General features: G+C 33.1%; 22 protein-coding genes and 1 tRNA gene. 17 read left to right on the top strand and 6 right to left on the bottom strand.

The features are described from left to right. Positions 1 to 360 precede the first annotated feature (360 nt). A tRNA-Arg gene (locus tag ACFFGL_RS05520) sits at positions 361 to 434 on the bottom strand. A 112-nt stretch (positions 435 to 546) separates the two neighbouring features. On the opposite strand from ACFFGL_RS05520, the gene ACFFGL_RS05525 reads away from it, so the two are divergent. Further along, on the top strand, positions 547 to 1,059 hold the full coding sequence (locus tag ACFFGL_RS05525; RefSeq protein ID WP_309727517.1) for an adenine phosphoribosyltransferase: 513 nt from the start codon (positions 547 to 549) through the stop codon (positions 1,057 to 1,059). Here the strand turns inward: ACFFGL_RS05525 and ACFFGL_RS05530 are convergent. The 3 genes from ACFFGL_RS05530 to ACFFGL_RS05540 all read right to left on the bottom strand — a co-directional run bounded on the left by ACFFGL_RS05530 (position 1,056) and on the right by ACFFGL_RS05540 (position 3,738). Continuing rightward, positions 1,056 to 1,238: an SsrA-binding protein gene (locus ACFFGL_RS05530; protein WP_309727516.1), complete on the bottom strand. Its 183-nt coding sequence runs from the start codon at positions 1,236 to 1,238 to the stop codon at positions 1,056 to 1,058. The two genes, ACFFGL_RS05525 and ACFFGL_RS05530, sit on opposite strands and share 4 nt — an antisense overlap. Before the next feature lie 78 nt (positions 1,239 to 1,316). Next, a complete protein-coding gene (locus ACFFGL_RS05535) occupies positions 1,317 to 3,374 on the bottom strand; it encodes a M56 family metallopeptidase (protein ID WP_309727515.1) in 2,058 nt (685 codons plus the stop codon). A 1-nt stretch (position 3,375) separates the two neighbouring features. Further along, positions 3,376 to 3,738: a BlaI/MecI/CopY family transcriptional regulator gene (locus ACFFGL_RS05540; protein WP_309727514.1), complete on the bottom strand. Its 363-nt coding sequence runs from the start codon at positions 3,736 to 3,738 to the stop codon at positions 3,376 to 3,378. 438 nt (positions 3,739 to 4,176) lie between these two features. On the opposite strand from ACFFGL_RS05540, the gene ACFFGL_RS05545 reads away from it, so the two are divergent. The 13 genes from ACFFGL_RS05545 to ACFFGL_RS05605 all read left to right on the top strand — a co-directional run bounded on the left by ACFFGL_RS05545 (position 4,177) and on the right by ACFFGL_RS05605 (position 19,331). Further along, entirely contained in the window at positions 4,177 to 5,124 is a 948-nt protein-coding gene (locus tag ACFFGL_RS05545; protein ID WP_309727513.1) for a calcium/sodium antiporter, read from the top strand. Positions 5,125 to 5,242: 118 nt separating this feature from the next. Further along, complete coding sequence (locus ACFFGL_RS05550; RefSeq protein ID WP_309727512.1) at positions 5,243 to 7,432, top strand: glutamine synthetase III family protein; 2,190 nt, start codon at positions 5,243 to 5,245, stop codon at positions 7,430 to 7,432. Positions 7,433 to 7,857: 425 nt separating this feature from the next. After that, positions 7,858 to 8,784: a hypothetical protein gene (locus ACFFGL_RS05555; RefSeq protein ID WP_309727511.1), complete on the top strand. Its 927-nt coding sequence runs from the start codon at positions 7,858 to 7,860 to the stop codon at positions 8,782 to 8,784. A gap of 243 nt (positions 8,785 to 9,027) precedes the next feature. Continuing rightward, a complete protein-coding gene (locus ACFFGL_RS05560) occupies positions 9,028 to 9,771 on the top strand; it encodes a hypothetical protein (protein ID WP_309727510.1) in 744 nt (247 codons plus the stop codon). A 105-nt stretch (positions 9,772 to 9,876) separates the two neighbouring features. Next, positions 9,877 to 11,184, top strand: a complete 1,308-nt coding sequence (locus ACFFGL_RS05565) for a hypothetical protein (RefSeq protein ID WP_309727509.1) — start codon at positions 9,877 to 9,879, stop codon at positions 11,182 to 11,184. Positions 11,185 to 11,304: 120 nt separating this feature from the next. Next, the gene (locus ACFFGL_RS05570) at positions 11,305 to 12,192 is read left to right on the top strand and encodes a hypothetical protein (protein WP_309727508.1); all 888 of its coding nucleotides are present in this window, start codon (positions 11,305 to 11,307) and stop codon (positions 12,190 to 12,192) included. Positions 12,193 to 12,294: 102 nt separating this feature from the next. Beyond that, a complete protein-coding gene (locus ACFFGL_RS05575) occupies positions 12,295 to 12,828 on the top strand; it encodes a hypothetical protein (protein WP_309727507.1) in 534 nt (177 codons plus the stop codon). Between the two features lie 9 nt (positions 12,829 to 12,837). Beyond that, positions 12,838 to 13,614, top strand: coding sequence for a CsgE family curli-type amyloid fiber assembly protein (locus ACFFGL_RS05580; protein WP_309727506.1), 777 nt, complete (start codon positions 12,838 to 12,840; stop codon positions 13,612 to 13,614). 4 nt (positions 13,615 to 13,618) lie between these two features. Continuing rightward, a complete protein-coding gene (locus ACFFGL_RS05585; RefSeq protein WP_309727505.1) occupies positions 13,619 to 14,017 on the top strand; it encodes a curli production assembly/transport component CsgF in 399 nt (132 codons plus the stop codon). Between the two features lie 9 nt (positions 14,018 to 14,026). Further along, entirely contained in the window at positions 14,027 to 15,502 is a 1,476-nt protein-coding gene (locus tag ACFFGL_RS05590; protein ID WP_309727504.1) for a CsgG/HfaB family protein, read from the top strand. Continuing rightward, positions 15,502 to 16,995, top strand: coding sequence for a carboxypeptidase regulatory-like domain-containing protein (locus tag ACFFGL_RS05595; protein WP_309727503.1), 1,494 nt, complete (start codon positions 15,502 to 15,504; stop codon positions 16,993 to 16,995). The genes ACFFGL_RS05590 and ACFFGL_RS05595 overlap by 1 nt, the downstream gene beginning before the upstream one ends. 67 nt (positions 16,996 to 17,062) lie before the next feature. Continuing rightward, positions 17,063 to 18,244, top strand: a complete 1,182-nt coding sequence (locus ACFFGL_RS05600) for an AIR synthase related protein (protein WP_309727502.1) — start codon at positions 17,063 to 17,065, stop codon at positions 18,242 to 18,244. A gap of 58 nt (positions 18,245 to 18,302) precedes the next feature. Further along, entirely contained in the window at positions 18,303 to 19,331 is a 1,029-nt protein-coding gene (locus tag ACFFGL_RS05605) for a DUF3078 domain-containing protein (RefSeq protein WP_309727501.1), read from the top strand. Here the strand turns inward: ACFFGL_RS05605 and ACFFGL_RS05610 are convergent. Continuing rightward, complete coding sequence (locus tag ACFFGL_RS05610) at positions 19,326 to 19,973, bottom strand: ATP-binding cassette domain-containing protein (protein WP_309727500.1); 648 nt, start codon at positions 19,971 to 19,973, stop codon at positions 19,326 to 19,328. The two genes, ACFFGL_RS05605 and ACFFGL_RS05610, sit on opposite strands and share 6 nt — an antisense overlap. Before the next feature lie 377 nt (positions 19,974 to 20,350). On the opposite strand from ACFFGL_RS05610, the gene prfA reads away from it, so the two are divergent. The 3 genes from prfA (at position 20,351) to ACFFGL_RS05625 (ending at position 23,156) form a co-directional block, all read left to right on the top strand. Further along, positions 20,351 to 21,427, top strand: coding sequence for a peptide chain release factor 1 (prfA, locus tag ACFFGL_RS05615; RefSeq protein WP_309727499.1), 1,077 nt, complete (start codon positions 20,351 to 20,353; stop codon positions 21,425 to 21,427). Positions 21,428 to 21,475: 48 nt separating this feature from the next. Continuing rightward, entirely contained in the window at positions 21,476 to 22,294 is an 819-nt protein-coding gene (gene pyrF / locus ACFFGL_RS05620) for an orotidine-5'-phosphate decarboxylase (protein WP_309727498.1), read from the top strand. Between the two features lie 79 nt (positions 22,295 to 22,373). Continuing rightward, positions 22,374 to 23,156 (top strand): ABC transporter substrate-binding protein, encoded by a 783-nt coding sequence (locus ACFFGL_RS05625; RefSeq protein ID WP_309727497.1) that lies wholly within the window; start codon positions 22,374 to 22,376, stop codon positions 23,154 to 23,156. Between the two features lie 4 nt (positions 23,157 to 23,160). On the opposite strand, the gene ACFFGL_RS05630 is transcribed toward ACFFGL_RS05625, so the two are convergent. Further along, positions 23,161 to 24,075, bottom strand: a complete 915-nt coding sequence (locus tag ACFFGL_RS05630; RefSeq protein ID WP_309727496.1) for a mechanosensitive ion channel family protein — start codon at positions 24,073 to 24,075, stop codon at positions 23,161 to 23,163. Between the last annotated feature and the right edge of the window lie 73 nt (positions 24,076 to 24,148).

A 24,148-nucleotide genomic window follows, 5' to 3' on the forward strand; every position in this document is an offset into this window, starting at 1 on the left:
ATAAGCTGTTTATACTTATTAATTCAGTTTTAGCTATTTTTTATTAGATCCTGTGAAAGATATATTTAGGTTTTTGTATTATTTAAAGAGGATCAAAAAGTATATTATAATTTTTTGGTTACATGTTTTAAATGGTAAATGAGACTTTGAATTTTATTTTTAGTATTATAATAATTTAAAATCAGTCGAGGAATTCTATTATTTTCAGAGATCCAACATTATTTAGACAGATAGATAATAAATAATGTAAAACTTCTTAAAAAATTAATTCTGAAGTGAAATTAGGGGAGTTTTTAGGGGAATTTCAATATAACAAAAAACGCAATTATCTAAAATTAAGATAATTGCGTTTATATTTTGTGACCTTGCCAGGATTCAAACCTGGAACCTCCTGAGCCGTAATCAGGTGCGCTATTCAGTTGCGCCACAAGGCCGTTTGCGGGTGCAAATATATTCCTTTTTTATAGTTCTGCAAAAGAATTTTTTAAAAAGTATGTATTGATTTTTTATGAATAACTTATCTTTAATTTTCAATTCAATTTACAGATGAATATAGAAGAATATATTAGAGTAGTTCCAGATTTCCCTAAAAAAGGGATTTCCTATAAAGACATTACACCGCTGCTTCAAAATTATTCCGCAGTAGAAGAATGTTTATTTCAGTTTGAAAAGAAATTAGGAGATAAGAAGATAGATAAAGTTATTGGGATAGAATCACGCGGTTTCTTTTTTGCTACACTTTTAGCGCAACGTTTAAAGGCCGGTTTTGTACCAATTCGAAAAGCTGGTAAATTACCTTATTTAACGGAACAAGAATCATATTCCTTAGAGTATGGACAAGATTTATTGGAAATTCACCAAGATGCACTAAAAAAAGGAGAACATGTTTTATTGCACGACGATGTTTTAGCGACAGGAGGAACCGCAGAAGCAGCTTGTAACCTTATAGAAAAATTAGGAGGCGAAATAATACAATGTAATTTTCTAATAGAGTTGTCTTTTTTAGAAGGCAGAAAAAAATTAGTGGATAAAGAAATAGTTTCTTTAATTGAATATTAATTCTCGAGTAATTTCTGGTTTGGGTTTACTGCGTGTTTTGTAACCCAAGCTTTCCAGCCTATTATTGCCAGTTGAAATTTACTTGCTTTCTCTAATTCTAAGCCTTTTTTAGTATAATTAGGAAGAATTAATTTATTCAATTTAGAAAGCCCTTTAAAAAACGTTGTTTTTAAACCCATAATTTTCTTTTAAAAATACAAAATCCTTAAAAGAGAAACCTTTAAGGATTTGAATTTTAAGAAAAATATAAGATGCGGTTATTTAGTAGTCACTAAAATAACACCGTATTTTGCTTTTTTTCCATATTTCTCTATAGCTTCTTCGCCTTTAAGAATATTCACTTTTTCAATATTATCTTCATTTAAATTATTTAGTTTTTTAAGATTAGATTTTTTTCCATTTATATAAACTATAGGTTTAGCATTTTCAAATCTTAATGAGGAAGCTATTGTTTTATTTTCATTTGGAGTTTGTCTAGCATTAATAGGTTTACTTTTATCAGCTATTTTTTGCTGCTTAAATTTTTCATCTTCAACTTTAAAGCTAATTGTAAACCAAGAGGCTTTTCCATTCTCATCAAATTTTAAGAATTCTTGTTCAACAGGTTGTTTATCTGCTAAATAATTACTGTATTCTTCTTTCGTGAAAATCAACCCATTTATATTGGCTATAAACTTTTCGCCTTGTGGGGTTTTCGTATAAGATTCGATATACAAATATTTATTTGCAAAATCACTAGGCTTATTTTTTATTCCATTTAGCACTAATATTTTATTTTTATTTACCAATTCAGCAATAGATTTTTCATTCGTTTTATTGGCTTTAATTTTTTTATCGGAATCCTCATCAAATTTTAAGCTCATCTCTGTTATTTTGGCTTTATTTGTTGAATCTTCATATTTAGTTTCATTTACAATCATTACTCCGTCTTTTGCTTTTTCGCCATATTTTTTAATAGCTTCAGCAGGATGAATTTCAGTAAACTCAAGGTAATTTCCTTCTTTAGTTTGATAAGAAAATTTATTTTCGGTAAGCTCGTCGAAAGTATATTGCTTTCCGTTGATAATATATAAAGGCTTTTTACCTAACTTATGTAAGTTTTTATATCCAGTTTTACTTCCTTTTTTCGAAATTGTTGAAATATGTCCTGTCGCATTGATAACCGATATTCTATTGCTTTCTACCGTAAGTTGAAGCGGGAAAGCACTTGTGGTTTTAGAAACATGATCCGAAAATTTTTTATTTCCATGAAAACGAGTTTTAATATTTAAATTAATAAGCTCTCCTTTTTTATTCCTTTGAATTTCTGAAAATTCAACTTTCGCCGGAAGAAAATCTTTTTGAATTTTACGTTCAATAGAATTCAATTCTTTATCGCTAGTATTTGCAGCAATAATGTAAGTTGATAAAACTTGGCTTTCTTCATTAGAATCAGAAACATATTCAACTGAATGTTTCACATTAAAACCAAAGAGAAATAAAGCTAAAAACGGAATTAAAATTAACGTTTTAAGCATCGAAAATTTGGTAGTACGATTTTTGTTTAGCATAAATATTCTTTTTTTGATGAATGAATGATGAAATTGATTTGCGAGTAAATTAACCGCATTCTTCGTAGAAGATTTTAATAAGGTAAGTTGATATAATTCTTTAGAATTTTCAGCAGCAATTACTTTTTGGTCAGTTAAAAATTCTAAATTCTGTACAATATCTTTTTTATAAAACCAAGCAAACGGATTAAACCATTGGAAACAAATAAAAAGTTCAGCCAATAAAATATCCAGCGTGTGAAGCTCCCTTGCGTGAATTTTTTCGTGCGTTAAAACAATCGTTAATTCTTCAGCAGAATATTGCGTAGGGTTGTAAACAATTGTTCGTAAAAATGAAAACGCTGTAGTTTCTGTTTCAATTTCTACCAATTTCAATCCATTTTTTTCACTTCGTTTTCCGCCAGAAATAATTTTTAATAAGGAATAAAATTGAAAGAAAAACTTTAGCAAACAAAAAATAACGCCACTTATATAACCCAGAAACACCAATAAAAACCAATCTATCGTTTCGGCTTCCTCAGTAATAAAATTAGTAGAAGTAGAAATCCCCGTAGAATTTCCAGCATTCATTTGCGTAGGCATCACTACCGTTTCAATTTCGTGAATATAAAAGAAGGGAAGCAAAACACTAACTAATAAACCGCTCGCTAAAAAAATCCGCTTATATTCAAATAAGGTATTATTCGCTAAGAAAAGCCGATAAAAAATCAACCACAAACTCAGTAAAAGCGCAACTTTCCAACTGTAAGTAAAGAAGCTTTCCATCTTATTTCTTATTATTTTCAATAATTTTTAAAATCTCCCGTAATTCATCCGCGCTTATTTTTTCTTCCTTCGCAAAAAAAGAAACCATATTCTTATACGAATTATCAAAAAATTTCTGCGTCGCATTTTTCATAAAACTCTTCGTGTAATCTTCTTTACTAACTATCGGAAAATACCGATGGGTTTTCCCAAACGCCTCATAGCCAACATATTTTTTATCCTCCAACTTGCGCACCAGCGTAGAAACCGTATTGTAATGTAATTTGCTATTCGGCATTTCAGCCAAAATTTCCTTTACAAAAGCCTTTTTCAACTTCCATACAGCCTGCATCACTTCTTCTTCTTTAGCGGTTAATTTTTGCATATTCTTAAAATTTTTAGGGCGTTTCCTTTCAGGTCGGGCTTTCGGCAGTCGCTTTTTTCAATTCCTGCTATTGCAGAAATTTCAAAAGAGCTTCAACAAATGCCTCAATCCCTAACGTATGACAAACTTATAACTAAAAAATAAGTTATACAACTATGTTTATAGTTTTTAAACTAAAAATGTAGTTATGTTAGATTTTGTTTACCGGAATAATAATTTCTAAAAGTTAGAAAAGAATAAGGTTTAATACTATAAAGAAGATTAAAACGTATAATTATTCCTTAAAAGTATCATCAATCAACTACCGCGTTGGAAGCACAAGAGGTATTCTAGGGAAAATCTACTTGAAATTTTGGGGGAAGCCTCAGAGTATTAAAGCCTTTGGCGGCGCCAGTTAAAACAAAAGAAAACACTTATCTTCGCATAAAAAATTGAAGCATGTACATTCTTTTAATCTTAGCCGGATTTATATTATTAGTAGTAGGAGGTGAGTTTCTAGTCCGTTCTTCTGTGGCATTATCATTAAAACTGAATATTTCTACAATGGTAATTGGGTTAACCGTGGTTTCTTTTGCAACTTCTTTACCCGAATTGTTGGTAAGTTTACAAGCCGCTTTAGATGGATTTTCAGACATCAGTTTAGGAAATGTAATCGGGTCTAACATTGCCAATATTGGTTTGGTTTTGGGTGTTACCGCGTTAATTACAAAATTAGCTGTAGATCGCGATTTTTATAAATTCAACTGGCCGGTAATGCTTTTGTTTTCCGTAATGCTCTATTCTTTCTTAAAAAGCGGAAATCAAATCTCTAGATCAGAAGGAATTGCACTTTTAGTAACAATGGTTATTTATTTAGTCGTCTTAATAAGAAGAGCCCGTATAAATGATGAGGTAGCTACCGAGGAAGTCGATGAGAATTTGCAAAAAACCTCTTGGTTCAAAATTATTCTTTGGTTAATTATTGGCGGTGTTTCTTTGTATTTCGGCTCAGAATGGTTAGTTGATGGCGCGGTAGATTTAGCCACAATGTTAGGTGTTAGTGAGCGGGTTATTTCAGTAACTATGATCGCAATCGGGACAAGTATTCCAGAATTAGCGGCATCGGTAATGGCTGCTATAAAAAAAGAAAAAGCACTTTCGCTAGGTAATTTAATTGGTTCTAACATTTTTAACATTGCATCGGTTTTGGGAATTACCGCTATAATCCAACCTATAAACCTTCAATCTGAAGCCGTATTAACCAACGATATTTTTTGGATGTTAGGCTTCGCGGTAGTTTTACTTCCGTTAGTGTTATTACCGGAAAAATTTAATTTCACCCGATATAAAGGATTAATTTTATTTGTAGCTTATTCAATTTTCGTAGGGATTACGTTTGTTTCTTAAAAAAATTAAGGGGTCATCTTAATAAAATGTAAAATTTTCAGATATTTTGAATTAAATATAGGGGGTGTGTTTAAAATTATTACTTTTGCTGCCAAGCAACACACAAAATATTTATTAAATGTCTACATTAAGATTCCAAGCTTTGAAAGAAACTTTAAACAGGAAAGCTGTTGAAGTAAAAGAGCCAGCTCGAAGATCAGAAATTTTCAGTAAAAATGTATTTAATGAGCCCGTTATGCGTCAGTTTTTAACTAAAGACTCGTATAAAAGTGTAATGGACGCTATAGAATACGGTACTAAAATCGATAGAAATTTATCAGATCATATTTCAACAGGAATGAAAGAATGGGCGATTTCTAAAGGTGCAACCCATTATACACACTGGTTTCAGCCGTTAACCGGATCTTCAGCGGAAAAACACGATGCATTTTTTGAAACTGTAGGAGATGGAGCCGCAATCGAAAAATTTGGTGGTGGCGCTTTAGTTCAGCAAGAACCAGATGCGTCCAGTTTTCCGAATGGAGGAATTAGAAACACTTTTGAAGCAAGAGGTTACACCGCTTGGGATCCAACATCACCGGCATTTGTTTTAGGAACTACTCTTTGTATACCTACCGTATTTGTTTCTTATACCGGTGAAGCGCTAGATTATAAAGCGCCCTTACTTCGTTCTTTACAAGCACTAGATAATGCCGCAACCGATGTTGTAAAATATTTTAATAAAAAAGTAACCAAAGTAAATGCTACCTTGGGTTGGGAGCAAGAATATTTCTTAATTGATTCTGCATTAGCTGCTTCAAGACCAGATATCACTTTAGCGGGCAGAACGCTTTTAGGTCACCCACCTGCAAAAGGACAGCAGTTAGATGATCATTATTTTGGTTCAATTCCTACACGTGTATTAAATTTTATGCGTGATATGGAAAATGAATGTATGTTGTTAGGTATTCCAGTAAAAACACGTCATAATGAAGTTGCGCCAAATCAATTTGAATTAGCGCCAATTTTTGAAGAAGTAAACCTAGCGGTCGATCATAATTTATTATTGATGGATGTAATGGATAAAGTTGCGGACCGTCATCATTTTAAAGTATTATTCCATGAAAAACCGTTTGCCGGTGTAAATGGAAGTGGAAAACATAACAACTGGTCATTGGCGACAAATGAGGGAACAAATTTATTGAGTCCAGGAAGTACACCAATGAAGAACCTTCAGTTCTTAACCTTCTTTATTAATACCATTAAAGCGGTATATGATAATGAAGAACTTTTAAGAGCGTCAATTGCAACAGCTTCCAACGATCACCGTCTTGGTGCAAATGAAGCTCCTCCTGCAATTATTTCTGTATTTATTGGTTCGCAATTAACGGAAGTTCTTGATGAGTTAGAAAAAGTTACCGACGGTAAACTTTCTCCGCAGGAAAAAACAGAGCTTAAACTGAATGTAGTAGGGAAAATACCTGAAATTTTACTAGATAATACTGACCGAAACAGAACTTCCCCATTCGCATTCACCGGAAATAAATTTGAGTTTAGAGCTGTAGGTTCTACCGCAAACTGCGCAAACCCAATGACAGTTTTAAATTCAATTGTCGCTAAACAATTAAAAGACTTTAAATCGCAAGTCGATCAGCTTATCAAAGAAAAGAAGATGAAGAAAGACGATGCGATATTTAATGTGTTGCGAGAATATATTAAAGAGTCTAAAAAAATTAGATTTGAAGGTGATGGTTACGGAGAAGCTTGGGAAAAAGAAGCAAAAAAACGTGGCCTAAGCAACAATAAAACTACACCGCAAGCGCTTAAAGTTAAAGTTTCAGATGAAGCTATCAAGCTTTATGAAAGCCTTGGCGTGATGAATAAAGTTGAAATTGAAGCGCGTCACGAAATTGAAGTAGAAGAGTATGCAATGCATATTCAAATTGAAGGAAGAATTTTAGGAGATATAGCTAGAAATCATGTGATTCCAACCGCTATTCGTTATCAAAATATTTTAATCGATAATGTACGAGGTTTAAAAGAAATCTACGGAAATGATTCTTACAAGAAGTTTGCTTCAGAACAATTAGGTATTATTGAAGATGTTTCTACCCATATTGAAAAAATAAATAAAGCGATTACCGAGATGATTAATGCTCGAAAAGAAGCGAATAAATTAGAAAATATGGAAGATAGAGCATTTGCATATTGTGATAATGTAAGACCATTTTTTGATGACATTCGCTATCATTGTGATAAATTAGAAATATTAGTAGATGATGAATTGTGGCCGCTAACTAAATATAGAGAGTTGCTTTTTACTAGGTAAGTTTACTAGATCATTATATAATTAAGCCTGTAGCATTGCTACAGGCTTTTTTTATGATTATAAAGATCAAGACCATTAACTATTTGTCGACATATTTAATTTGAAAAATTTTATAGAAATTCTAATAGAGAATAGTTTCTTAGGGTTTATAAGGGTTTAACGAAATTTTCAGTTAAAAAAAGACTAATTGTTAGGCTTGTAACTATCACATTTTCAGTGTTTGAAACTTTAAAATATTACAATTAATCGTTTCTTTCTTCCGCTTTGTCGAAAAAAGTTAAATCTACTTTTTGTCAGCTCCAACTCAGTTTAATTTAGCTTCAAATTAAGGATGTAATTTATAAGATAACCCCACTTAGAAATTATAATTTTTAAAAACTAATTTTAAAATAAATAAATACTTATTTAGCATGAAAAAAGTAATTATGAGCGCAGCAGCGTTATTTTTTGGAGCAGTGGTCTTTGCCCAAAATACAAGTGACGTGAAGCAAACAGGGGAGTCTAATATCGCAACGGTAAATCAAGCCGGAAATAATACAAGCGATATTGATCAAGAATTTACCAGTAATACCGCTACAGTAGATCAATCTGGTATAAACCAATCAACAGTTAATCAATCAGGAAATGTTGGTGGGAATAGTGCTAGCGGAATGAATAACGATGCAGATGTAGATCAGGAAACTTCGCAAGGTGGTCAATTGCAAACTTCTGATATTCAGCAACAGGGTGATGGGAATTACGCTAAAGCTATGCAAATGGGTAGTGACAACTTCTCAAAAATTCAGCAAGGAACCAATCAAAACGCTGAACAAAACTCTGCAATTGTTAGTCAAGTAGGAGAAAGCAATACTTCCAGAGTTAAACAAACTTATGATAATAACTCGACTACAATTAGTCAAATGGGTGATGATAATTTTATCAGAACTCGTCAAATAGCAAAACCCAATAATACTGAAGGTAACTTTTCTACACTTTCACAATCGGGAGACAACAACACTATTAAGAGTAAACAAGTTACTCAGTCTAGTGGTGTTGCAATGTTTGCTTTTAGTAATGGTGAGTTTGTAAGCCAAAGTGGAAATTACAATGAGTCATTATTAGATCAACATGGAGATAATAACTTGTCGATTGTAGATCAATCCGGAGCTTCTAACAATGGTCTTGATGGAAACTCTAACTATTCAGATGTAACACAAGATGGTAGTTTGAATATATCAGGTGTTAATCAAAGCAGTTATGGTGCAATCGAAGCGAATAACTCTGCGGTGGTTTCGCAATCTGGAATGCTTGGGAACTTAAGCTCAATTGAACAATCAGGAGCTAATTCGGCTACAGTAACACAAATGAACTAATACATTTTAAATAAAAATAATTTCAATCAATCAAATAATTAAATCTTAAAAGTCATGAAAAAAGTAATTTTAAGCGCTGCTGCGCTAATGTTCGGAATGGTTGCATTTGCTCAAAACAATAGCGATGTAAAACAAACAGGTAATGGTAACGGTACTACTGTTAATCAAACTGGAATGAATACAAGTGATGTTGATCAAGAATTCACTAACAACACTGCAAAAGTAGATCAAACTGGTAATAATATGTCTACTGTTAACCAATTAGGTGATGTAAATGGTAACTCTAATAGCGGTATGAATAATGAAGCTGATGTAGATCAAACTAGTGGAGGTGCAGCAGTTCAGCAAGTTTCTAACATTCAGCAACAAGGTGATGGTAACTACGCTAAAGCTGAACAAATTGGTAGTGCGAACGACTCATTCATTCAACAAGGGAACAACGAAGAGGCAGAAGATAACTCAGCTGATGTATATCAAAATGGAGATTCTAACGAGTCTAATGTTTTACAACGTTGGGATAATAACGTAGCAAATATTGATCAAGTAGGAAATAATAACTCTGTGAGTTTAGAGCAAGCTGCTGGTCCTAACCAAACTGCAGGAAACTCTTCTACAATTTCTCAAGACGGTAACAATAACAGTGCTGTAAGTTATCAAGAAACTGCAGCTAACCCTGGAGTTATGAACACTGAAGTTGTAACACAAATGGATGATTATAACTATTCAGAATTAAATCAAATCGGGGATGGAAACTCTTCAACAGTAACTCAATCTGGTGCATTTGATAATTTAGGTACTAACGGAAGATCAAACGAAGCTTATGTTGATCAAAACGGAGAAGGTAATACTTCTAATATCACTCAAGGAGCTCAAGGTTCTATCGCTGCAGATAACATGGCAACTGTAAATCAATCAGGTATGTTAGGGAATATGAGTACTATTACTCAAAATGGAGCTAACACTGCTACTGTAACACAGTCTAACTAATTATTTAAAAATATAGTAAAGGCTTATTGATTTTATAATTTCTGAATAATTTTTTAATCAATAAGCTTTATTTCAAATCAATCAATCTAATTTAATTTTAACACAATGAAAAAAGTAATTTTAAGCGCTGCTGCGCTAATGTTCGGAATGGTTACGTTTGCTCAAAATACGAGTGATTTAGACCAATTAGGTGATTCAAATGAGGCTACAATAACCCAAACAGGATCTAACACAAGTGATGTAGATCAGAGTGGGACTTCTAACGATGCAATTGTAGACCAAGATGGTGCTGGTAACAACTCTACTGTGATGCAAGCTGGTAATGTAAGTGCTTTAAGTGGAGAAAATAACTCTGCTGAAGTGACTCAAGATGGAGATGATAACAATTCTAATGTATGGCAAAACGGAGATATGAACACTTCAACAGTTATGCAAGATGGAGATGATAACAATGCTAATGTAGAAGTCGGAGGGTTAACCTCAACTAATGGACAAGCGCAAGGAAACACTTCTTCTATTGATCAAGAGGGTGATAACAACGACGCTTACCAAAGACAACAGTATGATAACAATACTGTTTCTATGATTCAAGATGGAAATAATAACGTTTCTGAACAATGGCAAGATAGTTCACCTGATGGATCTGCAGGTAATATTGCTAATGGTGAGCAAATTGGTAATGGGAACGAATTATTCCAAGATCAAGATGGTCATAATAACACTGCCAACTCTTACCAAGGAGAAGCTTCTTTCTTATCACTTAATCATTCAGCTAATGGAATGGTGGAGCAAATTCAAAATGGAGAAGGTAATACGGCTACTGCTCAACAACAAAGTCTAAGTAACGAAATTTACCAAAATCAAGTTGGTGATAATAACATAGCTACAGCAGATCAAAATGTTGGCTATTTTAATGGTGTAGGAGGTAATGATATTGACCAAGATCAAATAGGAAATGGTAATTCAGCAGATGCAGATCAAAGTGGTTTATTAGGTGCTCTTAACAATATAGTTCAGATGCAGGATGGTAATGGTAACGAAGTAACGGCTACTCAATCTGGTACAGTTGGTACTTTAAATGAAGTTTACCAAGATCAAGTAGGAAACGGTCATACTGCTACTGCTATTCAAGGTGGTTCAAATGGTATTTCTAATTATATTGATCAGGACCAGTTAGGTGGAAATGGCAACACTGCTACATCTTCTCAGTTCGGAGATAATAACTATGCTAAAACCTACCAAGATGGAAATACTAATATAAGCGGTATTGCTCAAAATGGAGATAATAATGAAGCTTGGGATGTTCAAACCGGTGATTTTAATACCGCTTCTACTTCTCAAACTGGAAATGGTCATTGGAGTGAAAATACGCAAGCTGGTAATACAAATAGTATAATAGTTACTCAAAACTAATAAAAAACTCTAAAGCCTGTTGATTTGTTTCTTTTTTTATCGGTCAAAAATTAAAAGTATAGCAAGTCAATGGGCTTTTATTTAAAACAATCAATATTAACTTAATTAAAATTTAAAATTATGAAAAAAGTTATTTTAAGCGCAGCTGCGCTAATGTTCGGAATGGTTGCATTCGCTCAAAACACAAGTGATGTAGATCAAGCAGGTACTAACAACGTTGGTACAATTACACAAACTGGTAATAACACAAGTGATTTAGATCAGTGGTCTTTAGATAATGACGCTACTGTAACACAAACTGGTACAAATTCTAGTACAGTAGAACAAAGTTTCGAAGGAAATATTGCTACTGTAGATCAAGATGGTACTAACACCTCGTTAATTGACCAGCATGGTGAATCTCACGAAGGTCATGTTATGCAGACCGGTGCTAGCAACAGTTCTACTTTACTCCAAGGAAATAGTAATGCTGATGATGATCATTTAGCAAACATTACTCAAAATGGTAGTGATAACGTTTCTTATGTAAAACAAGTAGCAGATAATAACATTGCTAGTGTTTCTCAAGATGGAGTTAATAACGATGTTAACATATATCAAAACGGAGATCCTAATAATACGAATGGGAATTCTTCTACAATTTCTCAGACAGGTGATTATAACAAAACAATTACAGACCAAAGAACTGCAGCTAGTTATAATTCAGGATTAACCAGTAATATGGAAACAGTTTCTCAAAATGGTGATTATAACTGGTCTAAATTAATTCAAGATGGTGATTATAATACCTCTAATGTGACTCAATCTGTTGGTGGAGCTGGAGGTACTAATGGTTTCTCCAATGAAGCTGATGTTTATCAAAGTGGAGAGTTTAACTTGTCTAACATAACACAAGACGGTCACGATAACTGGGCTGATTTAGACCAAACTAATACTTCTGGGTCATTACAGTCGAGTACTATCATCCAAAATGGCGGTGAAAACAGAGCAAGAGTAATGCAACAATAATAGTTGTTTTATACAAATAACTAATAGATATTTAGTATATTAGCAGGGTGGGTAAATGTTTAAAAACATCACCCGCCCTTTTTAAAATTAAATAATAGAGAAATGAATTCATATTTTAAACATATACTTTTCGGCTTGTTTTTGTTAGCGGGTTGCACACTATCTTTTTCTCAAGAAGAAGAATCTAGTGAGGTTTCTAATGTGAACATTTTAGATAAGAAAAATGAAAATTTAAATCTTATTTCTTCTTCAATCACAACCCAGTCTACTTCCCAAGCAAGAACAGGAGAAGGTGCCACATCTAATTCGGTATATATTCAACAAATAGGGCAAGGAAACACAATTCAGTCTAATGTTGATTCTCCAGATGCAGTAGTAGATTTAAATCAAAATGGAGCAAATAATAGAATAGATATAGCCGTTCGTGCTGCATCTATCCGGGATAATATTACTCAAACAGGAGATAACAATAGTACTATACAATATATATCAGACCCAACTGCTCAATTAAAGCTGGAAGTAAATCAAGAGGGAAATGCCACCTATGAGCAATATGGCGTAAATAGTAAAACGGATAATATTAAAGTTAATCAAGGTTCTAGCTCTAGAACGGTTATTGTTAGAAGTTTTAAATAAACTATACCAATGCGTATAATCAATTCTTATAAAAATTTTCAAACACTCTTATTAATTATTTTTTTACTCCCTGTTTCTGCTATGGCTCAGTACTATAATAAAGATGTGGAAGGGAAACTGAAAATAGAAAATAATGATGATTACTTAAACGTAGTCGGCGTGGCATCAAATAAAACTGATGTCAACCAGAGTCTTCGTTATGAATTGTCAGTAATAAAAACAAGTAATGGTGGAAACCATTCTAAAAATGCACAAAGTGGGCGATTTACTTTAGAACCAAATGGTTTTAAAGAATTATCACAAACCACTATAAATTTAGATAGTGATAATAAAGTTATTGTTTTGCTTCTAATTTATGATTTAGAAGATAATTTATTAGGAAAAGACCGTTATGTGATTAATGGTGAAGATGAAGAAGAACCCTCAGATGAAGATATTAAAAGCTATGATAATGAAGAAGAAGAGGAAAAGCCAGACGGAATTGTCTTAAGAGGAATTGTAACTCAAGACACCAAAACAAAAGCCGGAAACGATTTTTTTAACTATTTTTATTCCGCATATCGAAATAATAGTATAAATTCGGAAAAAATAATTGATATTCAAGAACAGTTTAACCTGGGAAGAAGCACTAAAATTCAAATTAAAGTAGATAATGAATTAGTGTTTCAATTCTTTGCTCAACCAAAAGATGAATATTTAAAATCAATGGTTGATGTTTCAATCCGTAGAGTTAGTAGGTATCTTGAACAATTAAAAAGAGATGCAGAAACAATAAAAAAATATTGATTTTATGAAAAAATTACTGCTTTTAGTTAGTGTTTTTTTTGCGATTTCAAGTTATTCACAACAACTAACGTATAAGCCAATAAATCCGGCGTTTGGGGGAGATACGTTTAATTACCAATGGTTGCTTAGTTCAGCAAATGCTCAAAATTCATTTACCGCAAAATCTACTGCAAGAGAACAAGCATCAGAATTAGAAAATTTCTCAAACAATTTAAATAGGCAATTATTAAGTCAATTATCTCGAGGACTTTTAACTTCTCAAATCGGTTCAGATGGTTTACAGGAAGGTACATATTCTTTCGGGACGCTCGAAGTTGAAGTATATGATTCACTCGAAGGATTGGTGGTAAATATTTTAGATACCGCTACCGGTGAGCAAACTCAGGTAATATTAGCTAATTAAATTATATAGATGAAATATAAATATTTCGCAATTATATGTTGCGCTTTTCTATGTTCGTGCGGTACCTATTTTAACCAACCGATTACTCAACAAAATGCTAGAACAGGAGAAGTTTCTTCATTTACAACAAAATTAAAAAATTTACCCCTTCCTCAAGAACCAGTTGTAGTAGGGGTTTACAATTTTAAAGACCAAACTGGTCAATATAAAGCCATGGAAAATGGTAGTTCTTTTAGTACTGCGGTAACGCAAGGCGGGACTTCCGTTTTAATCAAGGCTTTAGAAGATTCCCGCTGGTTTACGCCTATTGAAAGAGAAAATTTAAGTAATCTTTTACAAGAACGAAACATAATTCGTTCCACCAGACAAGAGTATAGCAATAATGGAAAAGGTGGACAAGTACAATTACCACCTTTATTATATGCAGGTGTTTTATTAGAAGGTGGAGTCGTTTCTTATGATACCAATATTTTAACAGGAGGTTTTGGTGCGCGTTATTTTGGAGTAGGTGGTTCTACACAATACAAACAAGATAGAATTACGGTTTATTTGAGAGCAATTTCTACTTCTAGCGGTAAAATTTTAAAAACGGTATATGTTTCTAAAACTATTTTATCGCAAGCTATTGATGCAAGTCTGTTTAAATATGTCAATTTTCAACGCTTGTTAGAAGTTGAAACCGGTTATACTAAAAATGAACCTGTTCAGTTGGCTGTAAAAGAAGCAATTGAAAAAGCTGTTCAGGCTTTAATTATTGAAGGAGTAGATGAAGGTTTATGGCAAGCTAAAGATAAAAACGAAGGAACTGTTTTAGTAAAAAAATATAAAGAAGAAAAAGAAGAAGAACAGTTGACTCGTCTTTATGATCGCGAATATTTAGATTGGAAATATAAAAATTCATTTGCCATAGATTTAGGTGTTAACAGATTTATGGGAGATTATGCCGCTAAAAACTTTAGTTACTTAGGCCGATTGAGTTATAAAAGACAATTCACGCCTCATTTAGGATTAGGATTAAATGGAAGTTTATTAGAATTTGAAATTCCCAAAATCGGAAAAAACACCTTTGCTACGGCAGATTTAAACGCCGAAATAACCATTTTGCCTTACGATAAATTAGGTCCTTATTTATATGGAGGCCCCGGCGTGCTTTTTGATATTCAGAAAGATGATTTATTCAATTTAGAAAAAAATTATTTTAAACTTCAGTACGGGGTTGGAGTTAAATATGCGGTTTCACCAAAAATCGATTTGCGTGTCTTTGCTGAACATAACGTAACCTTTTCAGATGAAGTAGATGAGGTTGTAAATGGGAAGCTCAACGATTATTTCTTTAATTTTGGCGCAGGCTTAAGTTTCCATTTCGGGAATAAAAATAAAATAAGAATTAAAGAAGTTAAGAGTGAAACTGAACCCAAATCAGAAGAAGTTTTAGAAGAAAATCCAGCCATACCTTTACAAGGCGGTAATCAAAATAATCAATAATGAAAAATAAAATATACCTATCATTATTTATAAGTTTTCTAACCTTATCTTTTATCGCTTGTCAAGAAGACACTTTAGAAGATAGTTCAGTAGGAACCATTACAGGGAAAGTAGTTTTAGAAGGTTCAAATGAACCTGTAGAAAATGCAAAAATTTCTACCAATCCCGCTACATCTACTGTATTTACAAATGCGAAAGGAGAATTTAGCTTAGAAGAAGTTCCCGTAGAAGAATATTCTGTACAAGCTCAAAAAGACGGTTTACTTGCAGAGTTTGAAGGAGCAACGGTAACCGCTAATAATACCGTGAATTTAATTTTTGAGATGCAACCCGAATCTGTGTTGAATAAAGCACCAAAAGCTCCTCAACCGATTTCGCCGGCAGATAATGCTACAGATTTAGATAACACAATAGAGTTTGTTTGGAATTCGAGTGATACCGATAAGGATGAAATAATTTATACCTTAGAATTAAGAAACGAAATAGATGACGACGTTTTAGTATATCAGAATATTACAGATACAACTTATACAGTAAACAATTTAGGCTATAACCGAAAATATTTTTGGCAAGTTAGTGCTTCAGATGGAAAAGCTGAAGAGGTTAGAAGCGAAGTTTTTTCTTTTAGAACGCTAGAAGTTCCTCAAGCACGAAAATTGGTTACACGTACTGTTAATGGTAATAGTATAATTTATTCGGTAGATGATGAAGGAAATACTTTTCAGTTAACAGAATCTAGCACGAATAGTTTTAGACCCCGCAAAAATATTGAAACCAATAAAATTGCCTTTTTGAGAACTGTTGGTGGGCAGACACATATTTTTACAATGAATAGTGATGGTTCTAATATTATCCAAGTAACCTCAAATGTCCCGGTAGCAGGATTTAATTTAGATAAGGTCGATTTTTCGTGGGCAGATAACGGAAACAGTATTGTTTATCCAAATTTCACAAAATTATATAAAATTAACGCTTCAGGCGGCGGTACTACTCAGCTTTACCAAACTTCAGATGGTAGTTTTATTACCGAATGTAATGTGAGTGAAGATGATGCGAAAATTGCTTTAATCACCAATAATGTAAATGGTTATAACGCTAAAATATTTGTAATTAATCAAAACGGAGCTATTATAAATACAGTTATACAGAATCAACCTGGAGCTGTGGGCGGTCTAGAATTTTCTACCGATGGAGATGAATTATTATATACACGCGATTTATCTGGATTTGAAAACCCTAATTACCGTCAGTTGAACTCGCATATGTTTATTTATAATTTTACATCGCAAACCGCGACCGATATTTCTCAAAATAAACCGGCGGGAACAAATGATTTAGATCCAAGATTTTCTCCGACAGGGGCAGAAGTTATTTTTGTAAACACAAATAACGATGCGCTTTCAGAGAAAAGAGTTTTTGTTTCTAATGTTATAAATACTTCAGAATCCAGAGAATTACTTATCTCTAATGCAAGTATGCCCGATTGGGAATAAGAAAGCTCTTTAAATAATTGGTGTGCTATTTCATTAATACTTAACTTTGCAGCTTTATAAGAAAATTATGAGCCAAGAAGGAAGTAATCGTTACGCAAAAAGAGGAGTTTCAGCACAAAAGGAAGACGTTCACAACGCTATAAAAAATGTAGATAAAGGACTGTTCCCAAAAGCATTTTGTAAAATAATTCCAGATCATTTAACCAATGACGATGATTATTGCCTAATTATGCACGCCGATGGCGCCGGAACAAAATCTTCCTTAGCTTATATGTACTGGAAAGAAACCGGCGATATTTCTGTATGGAAAGGCATTGCGCAAGATGCGCTTATTATGAACATTGACGATTTGCTTTGCGTAGGAGCGACCGATAATATTTTACTTTCTTCAACCATTGGTAGAAATAAAAATTTAGTTCCCGGTGAAGTGATTTCAGCAATTATTAATGGAACTGAGGAACTTATTCAGGAATTAAAAAATCACGGTGTAGAAATTCATTCCACAGGCGGTGAAACTGCAGATGTTGGAGATTTAGTGAGAACTATAATTGTAGATTCTACCGTAACCGCGCGAATTAAGAAAGAAAATGTTATTGATAATGCCAATATTCAAGCTGGGGATGTAATTGTAGGACTTTCATCTTCCGGGCAAGCAAGTTACGAAACATCGTATAACGGCGGAATGGGAAGTAACGGCTTAACATCAGCGCGTCACGATGTTTTCAATAAATATTTAGCTGAAAAATATCCTGAAAGTTTCGATAACGATATTCCCTCAGAACTTATTTACTCGGGTTCAAAAAAGCTCACTTCAGCAATTGAAGGTGTCGATTTAGATGCCGGGAAATTAGTTTTATCACCTACGAGAACCTACGCACCAATTATTAAAAAAATTCTTTCAAAATTTTCAGCGAAAGAAATTCACGGTATGATTCATTGCAGTGGTGGCGCGCAAACTAAAATTTTACATTTCATAGAAAACCTTCACGTAATTAAAGATAATATGTTTGAAGTTCCGCCTTTATTCAAATTAATTCAAGCAGAAAGTAAAACCGATTGGAAAGAAATGTATCAAGTTTTCAATATGGGGCACAGAATGGAATTGTACGTACCCCAAAATATTGCTGAAGAAATTATTGAAATTTCAAAATCTTTTAATGTTGATGCTCAAATTGTTGGACGCGTAGAAGAATCTTCTGAAAAGAAACTTACAATAAATAGCGAACTCGGAAGTTTTCACTACAAATAAACTATTTCGTAAACTTTTGCTTATTTAAATTTCAACATCGAGTAAACCCAAATTTGTAATGATTAAGCAGTTTTATCTCCTACTTTTTTTAGTAGTAGGTGTTTCTACCTATGCTCAAGAACGTGAAAAAGTTCAGTATGTAAACGAACTTGAAACACGAAGAATAATTCCCTTTATAAATACCGAAAAAACCGATACCATAGCTTTTATAAATCATTGGTATTCTTATCAGACTTTTTGGAAAAAGTTAAACAGATTTGGTTTAGATGTTAGTGAAGTCGCTTTTGTAAACTGGAATGCGGGAGGAAGCAATTCAATCTCCGCATTATTAAATGTTGATATTAAACGCATTTTTGAAAAAGGAAATATTCGCTGGAATAATGAATTAATTGCCCGTTACGGAATTAACAAACAAGAAGGTCACGGCGTTCGAAAAACCGATGATAATTTAGAATTGAATTCAACTTTTGGTTATCGTAAAGATTCACTTTCAAACTGGTTTTATACGGCAAAATTTAATTTTAATACCCAATTTTCTAATGGGTATAATTATCCTGATCGATCTACTGAAATTTCTTCGATTATGGCGCCGGCTTATTTATTTCTGGGAATTGGAGCTGAGTACGGAAAAAATATCGAAACCTTTACAATGTACGCTTCGCCATTAACCGTAAAATCTACTTTTGTGTTAAATCAAGAATTGGCAAATAGTGGTGCGTTTGGTATTGATCCTGCCGTAAGAAATGAAGAAGGAGAAATTATAAAAGAAAGTGAAAATGTACTTACTGAAGTCGGTATTTTACTTACCAATGAATACAACGCGCAGCTTTTTGAAAATATCGGCGTGGCTAACCGCTTGAGTTTATATACCGATTATTTAAATAAATTCGGAAATGTTGATGTAAACTGGGAAATCACCCTAAATTTTAAAGTCAACGAATATGTATTGGCAAAACTTGGTTCACATTTAAAATACGACGATGATATTAAAATTCAAGAAGAAAATGCTGCTGGCGAATTAGTAGAACGCGGACCGAAACCTCAATGGAAACAACAATTAGGTATTGGTGTAATTGTAGAATTATAGTAAATAACCGTGATTTTTTAGTTCTTTCTGATTCTCAATTTCGAAAACTCGCTTTTCATTAACCATATATAATCTATCTGAAATCGCTAAAACATCGTGATAAAAATGATCGCTTATCACAATTATTTTTTGTGATTTTTGTTCCTTAATTAATTCTCTAATTTTTTCAATTTGTAAAGGTGCGATGTTTGAAAAAGGCTCATCTAATAATAAAATTTTGGTTTTTGAAAACAAGACTAAATAAATTTCTACAATCCGTAATTCACCACCGGAAAGTACTGTAGCTTTTTCATTTTCATAAATAGCAAAATCTTCAAAAGTTTGAATAAATTTTTTCCATGAAATATGATAAACCGAAAAAATAGTTTTCAGTCTCAAATGCGTCGGAATAAAATGATATTGGGGTAAATACGAAACCCAACCGGTTTTGTATAATTTTTTTTGAATAGGCTTTTTGTTAATACGTATCAATTTATATTTAGGAGAAACACTTCCAAAAATTATTTCCAGCAGACTTGTTTTTCCACTTCCGTTTCTTCCAAAAACTCCTACAATTTCGTTCTTTTCCGCAGAAAAATAAACCGATTTTAAAATTGATTTATCTCCGTAATTTAATTCTACATTGTCAAGCTCTAATTTCATAACAGAAAGTTGAATACTGCGTAGCAAATTTTCAGTAAAACAGCATCAAAAACAACCACGCTTAAAAATAAATATCGAAGTGATAAACCTAAATTTTGATAAAAAACATAAGGAGATTTTTCATCTTTTATTTTCCGCCAAAATATAAAAAAGCCTAAAAAAGCTATTTTAGCAGACAGTGAAACAATAATGGGAATACCAATAAAATAAAAAAAAAAATTAGCAAATAGCGAAACCCATAGAAATTGCGTATAAAAAACTAAGCTCAGTTTAAACTTTTGCATCATGATTACGAAACTACAAAAAACTAACGAAGTAAAACTCTTCCTTAGAAATCACCAAAAATATCGTAAATTTGTGCGAATTAGGAGTAGATTATGATAGATAAATTAAATATAGTAAAGCAACGTTTTGATGAGGTGAACGATTTAATTATTCAACCCGATATCATTTCAGATCAAAAACGTTACGTTGAGCTTACCAAAGAATATAAAGATCTTAAAAAGCTAATGGCAGAACGCGATAAGTATGTAGAACTTACAGGAAATATCGCCGAAGCCCAAGAAATTATAGAAGATGGCAGCGACCAAGAAATGGTCGATATGGCAAAAATGCAACTCGAGGAAGCTAAAGAAGAACTCCCTGCGTTAGAAGAAAAAATACGCATGATGTTAGTTCCTAAAGATCCAGAAGATGCTAAAAATGCCGTAGTAGAAGTTCGCGCAGGAACCGGAGGAGACGAAGCCAGTATTTTTGCCGGCGATATTTATAAAATGCTCACAAAATATTGCGAAAGCAAAGGTTGGAAAGTGAGCACTGTAGATTTTTCTGAAGGAACCAACGGCGGATTTAAAGAAATTCAATTTGAAGTTTCTGGAGAAGATGTTTACGGAACTTTAAAATACGAAGCTGGCGTTCATCGTGTACAACGCGTCCCACAAACTGAAACGCAAGGTCGTGTTCATACTAGTGCTGCAACGGTAATGGTTTTCCCGGAAGCCGAAGAATTTGATGTAGAAATCGACCCGAAAGATGTTCGTATAGATTATTTCTGTTCCTCAGGTCCGGGAGGTCAGTCGGTAAACACCACTTATTCTGCGGTACGTTTAACCCACGAACCAACCGGAATTGTAGCACAATGTCAAGATCAAAAATCGCAGCATAAAAATAAAGAAAAAGCTTTTAAGGTTTTACGTTCGCGTTTGTACGATATGGAATTGGCTAAAAAACAAGAAGAAGACGCTGCAAAACGTGGTTCTATGGTAACCAGTGGCGATAGAAGTGCGAAAATTAGAACCTATAATTATCCTCAAGGGCGCGTTACCGATCATAGAATAAACTTGACATTATATGATTTGTCGAATATAATTAATGGTGACATTCAAAAAATTATCGACGAATTAAAGTTAGTCGCTAATACCGAAAAATTAAAAGAAGCATCAGATTCATTATAAATTTTCGCCCGCTAATTTGCGGGCTTTTTTACTTTTATTAAATTCAATATGACTACCCAAGAACTTGTCTCGCAGATTAAGAAAAAGAAATCATTTTTATGCATCGGTTTAGATGTCGATTTAGAGAAAATTCCGCAGCATTTATTAGAAAAAGAAGATCCTATTTTTGAATTTAATAAAGCAATAATCGACGCCACAAATCATTTAGCGGTAGCTTACAAACCCAACACCGCTTTTTACGAAGCTTACGGAATTAAAGGTTGGCAAGCTTTACAAAAAACCGTTGACTATTTAAATAAAAATTACCCTGAAATTTATACTATTGCCGATGCAAAACGCGGCGATATTGGCAATACTTCAACACGATACGCCAAAGCTTTTTTTGAAGATTTAAATTTCGATTCGATTACCGTTGCGCCTTATATGGGAAAAGATTCTGTAGAGCCGTTTTTAGCATTTTCAGAAAAACACACTATTTTATTAGCCTTAACTTCTAATGAAGGCGCGTTCGATTTTCAAACGAAAAAAGTTAATGAGCAAGAACTTTATAAAACCGTTTTAGAAACTTCAAAAACTTGGAAGAATTCAGAAAATCTAATGTATGTAGTTGGCGCTACAAAAGCCGAATTTTTTACTGAAATTAGAAAAATTGTTCCGAAAAGTTTCTTGTTGGTTCCCGGTGTTGGCGCTCAAGGCGGAAATTTGCAAGAAGTTTGTAAATATGGCTTAAATGAAAATATAGGTTTGTTAATCAATTCAGCGAGAGGAATTATTTACGCTTCTGCAGAAGAAAATTTTGCTGAAACTGCTGCGGAAAAAGCGGTGGAACTTCAACAACAAATGGAAACGATTATAGCGGAAATGTAATTTGAACTTAAAAACTTTAAATACATTATCAACGTCAAACTGAACTTGCTTCAGGTTAAAATTTTCTTACTTTACTTTAATGGAATTTCAAGACCAACTTCAACGGCAACAAAAACTAAATAAAACACCCGAAAGAATTATTTCGCTAGTTCCGAGTCAAACAGAATTGTTAGTCGATTTAGGATTGGAGGAAAAATTACTTGGCGTTACAAAGTTTTGTGTTCATCCGGCAACAATTAGAAAAGAAAAAAAAATTGTTGGTGGCACAAAAGAGGTGAAAATTGAAGAAATAAAAGCTTTACAACCGGATCTTATTCTTTGTAATAAAGAAGAGAATACCAAAAAAATGGTTAAGGAATTAGAAAAAATTGCTCCGGTTCACGTTTCTGATATTCATAATTTGGAAGAGGCTTACGAAATGATTCAGCAATATGGAGAAATTTTTTCAGTAGAAGAAAAAGCTTCAATTCTTATTGAAAAAATCCAGCAGGAATTTTTAGATTTTCAGCAATCAATTCAGCATAAAAAAGTAAAAAAAGTAGCGTATTTTATTTGGCGAAATCCGTGGATGGTTGCCGGCGGAAATACATTTATCAATTATTTGTTGAACTTGAATAAATTTGAAAACGTCTATGAAAATATGGAACGTTATCCAGCGATAAAGTTAGAAGAATTACGAGAAGTTGATTATTTATTGCTTTCTTCTGAACCTTTCCCGTTCCACGAAAAATACATTTTTGAATTTGAACCTTACATAAATACCGAAAAAATAAAATTTGTAGATGGCGAATATTTTAGTTGGTATGGTTCACGTTTAAAAGATGCTTTTCAGTATTTTAAAAAATTCCATGCAGAACTTTAAAAACTTATTCTTTCAATAATTCGTTTGGGTCTTTTCTTACTTTTAAAGGAATATCTTCTTCGGTTCCGTAAAGTTTTAATTCGGTAATATTTGCCGGTAAATTAAAGCCATTCGCGGCTAATTCTTCTTTTACCTTTCTAATAATTAATCCTCTTAACACGCGGGAAGCAACGCGATAATCGACGGTGTTTACCCAAAAAAACACTTTCAAATTTACAGTACTTGCGGCTAATTCATCTTCAATTACAAAATTTTCATGAATATCATCGTGAACAATATCGGGTTCACTCAGCAAAATTTCTTGAATGAGTAATTTTGCTCTTTGAATATTATCTTCATAACCAATTCCGATAACAAAATCGACTCTATAAAATCCATCGGCTGTGTAATTTTCGACAGGTTTGGTGAGTACATCGCTATTGGGAACATAAATATCGCGTCCATCGGTAGTTTTAATATGCGTGTAACGAAAATTTAAGGCTTTCACTTTTCCGAATAACGTATCGATTTTTATGGTATCGTTAATACTAAAAGGTCGGTTAAAAGCTAAAATGATTCCTGCTAAAAAATTCTTTCCGATATCTTGAAATGCAAATCCTAAAATAATTGCGGCACCTCCAGCTGCGGTTAAAATTCCGGCGGCAATTCCGCTTAAACCGGCTACTTGCAACGCAATTGTAATGGCTATAAGAATGAGGGTGATTTTAATTGCTTGCGCTAAAAATCTCGTCATTAAAGGATCTTGCGCTTTATTTAAAAATTTTCGTTTATAAAAATTGGTAATGGCTTTGGCAATAAGAGTTCCAGCAATAATTATAAAAATCGCCAGCGCAATTTTGGGTAAGATTTCTAAAAAATCGTAGTAATAATTTTTTATAGCTTCTGAAATGGTTTGAGCAGGCGATTGCAATACTAACATAAAGATGAAAATTATGCTTTTAAGGTAGTAAATAAAAGCAAAAGGGATAGAAAAAAAATCAGCGTTTAACTGA

Source organism: Mesonia maritima, assembly GCF_042433895.1.
GTDB lineage: Bacteria > Bacteroidota > Bacteroidia > Flavobacteriales > Flavobacteriaceae > Mesonia > Mesonia maritima.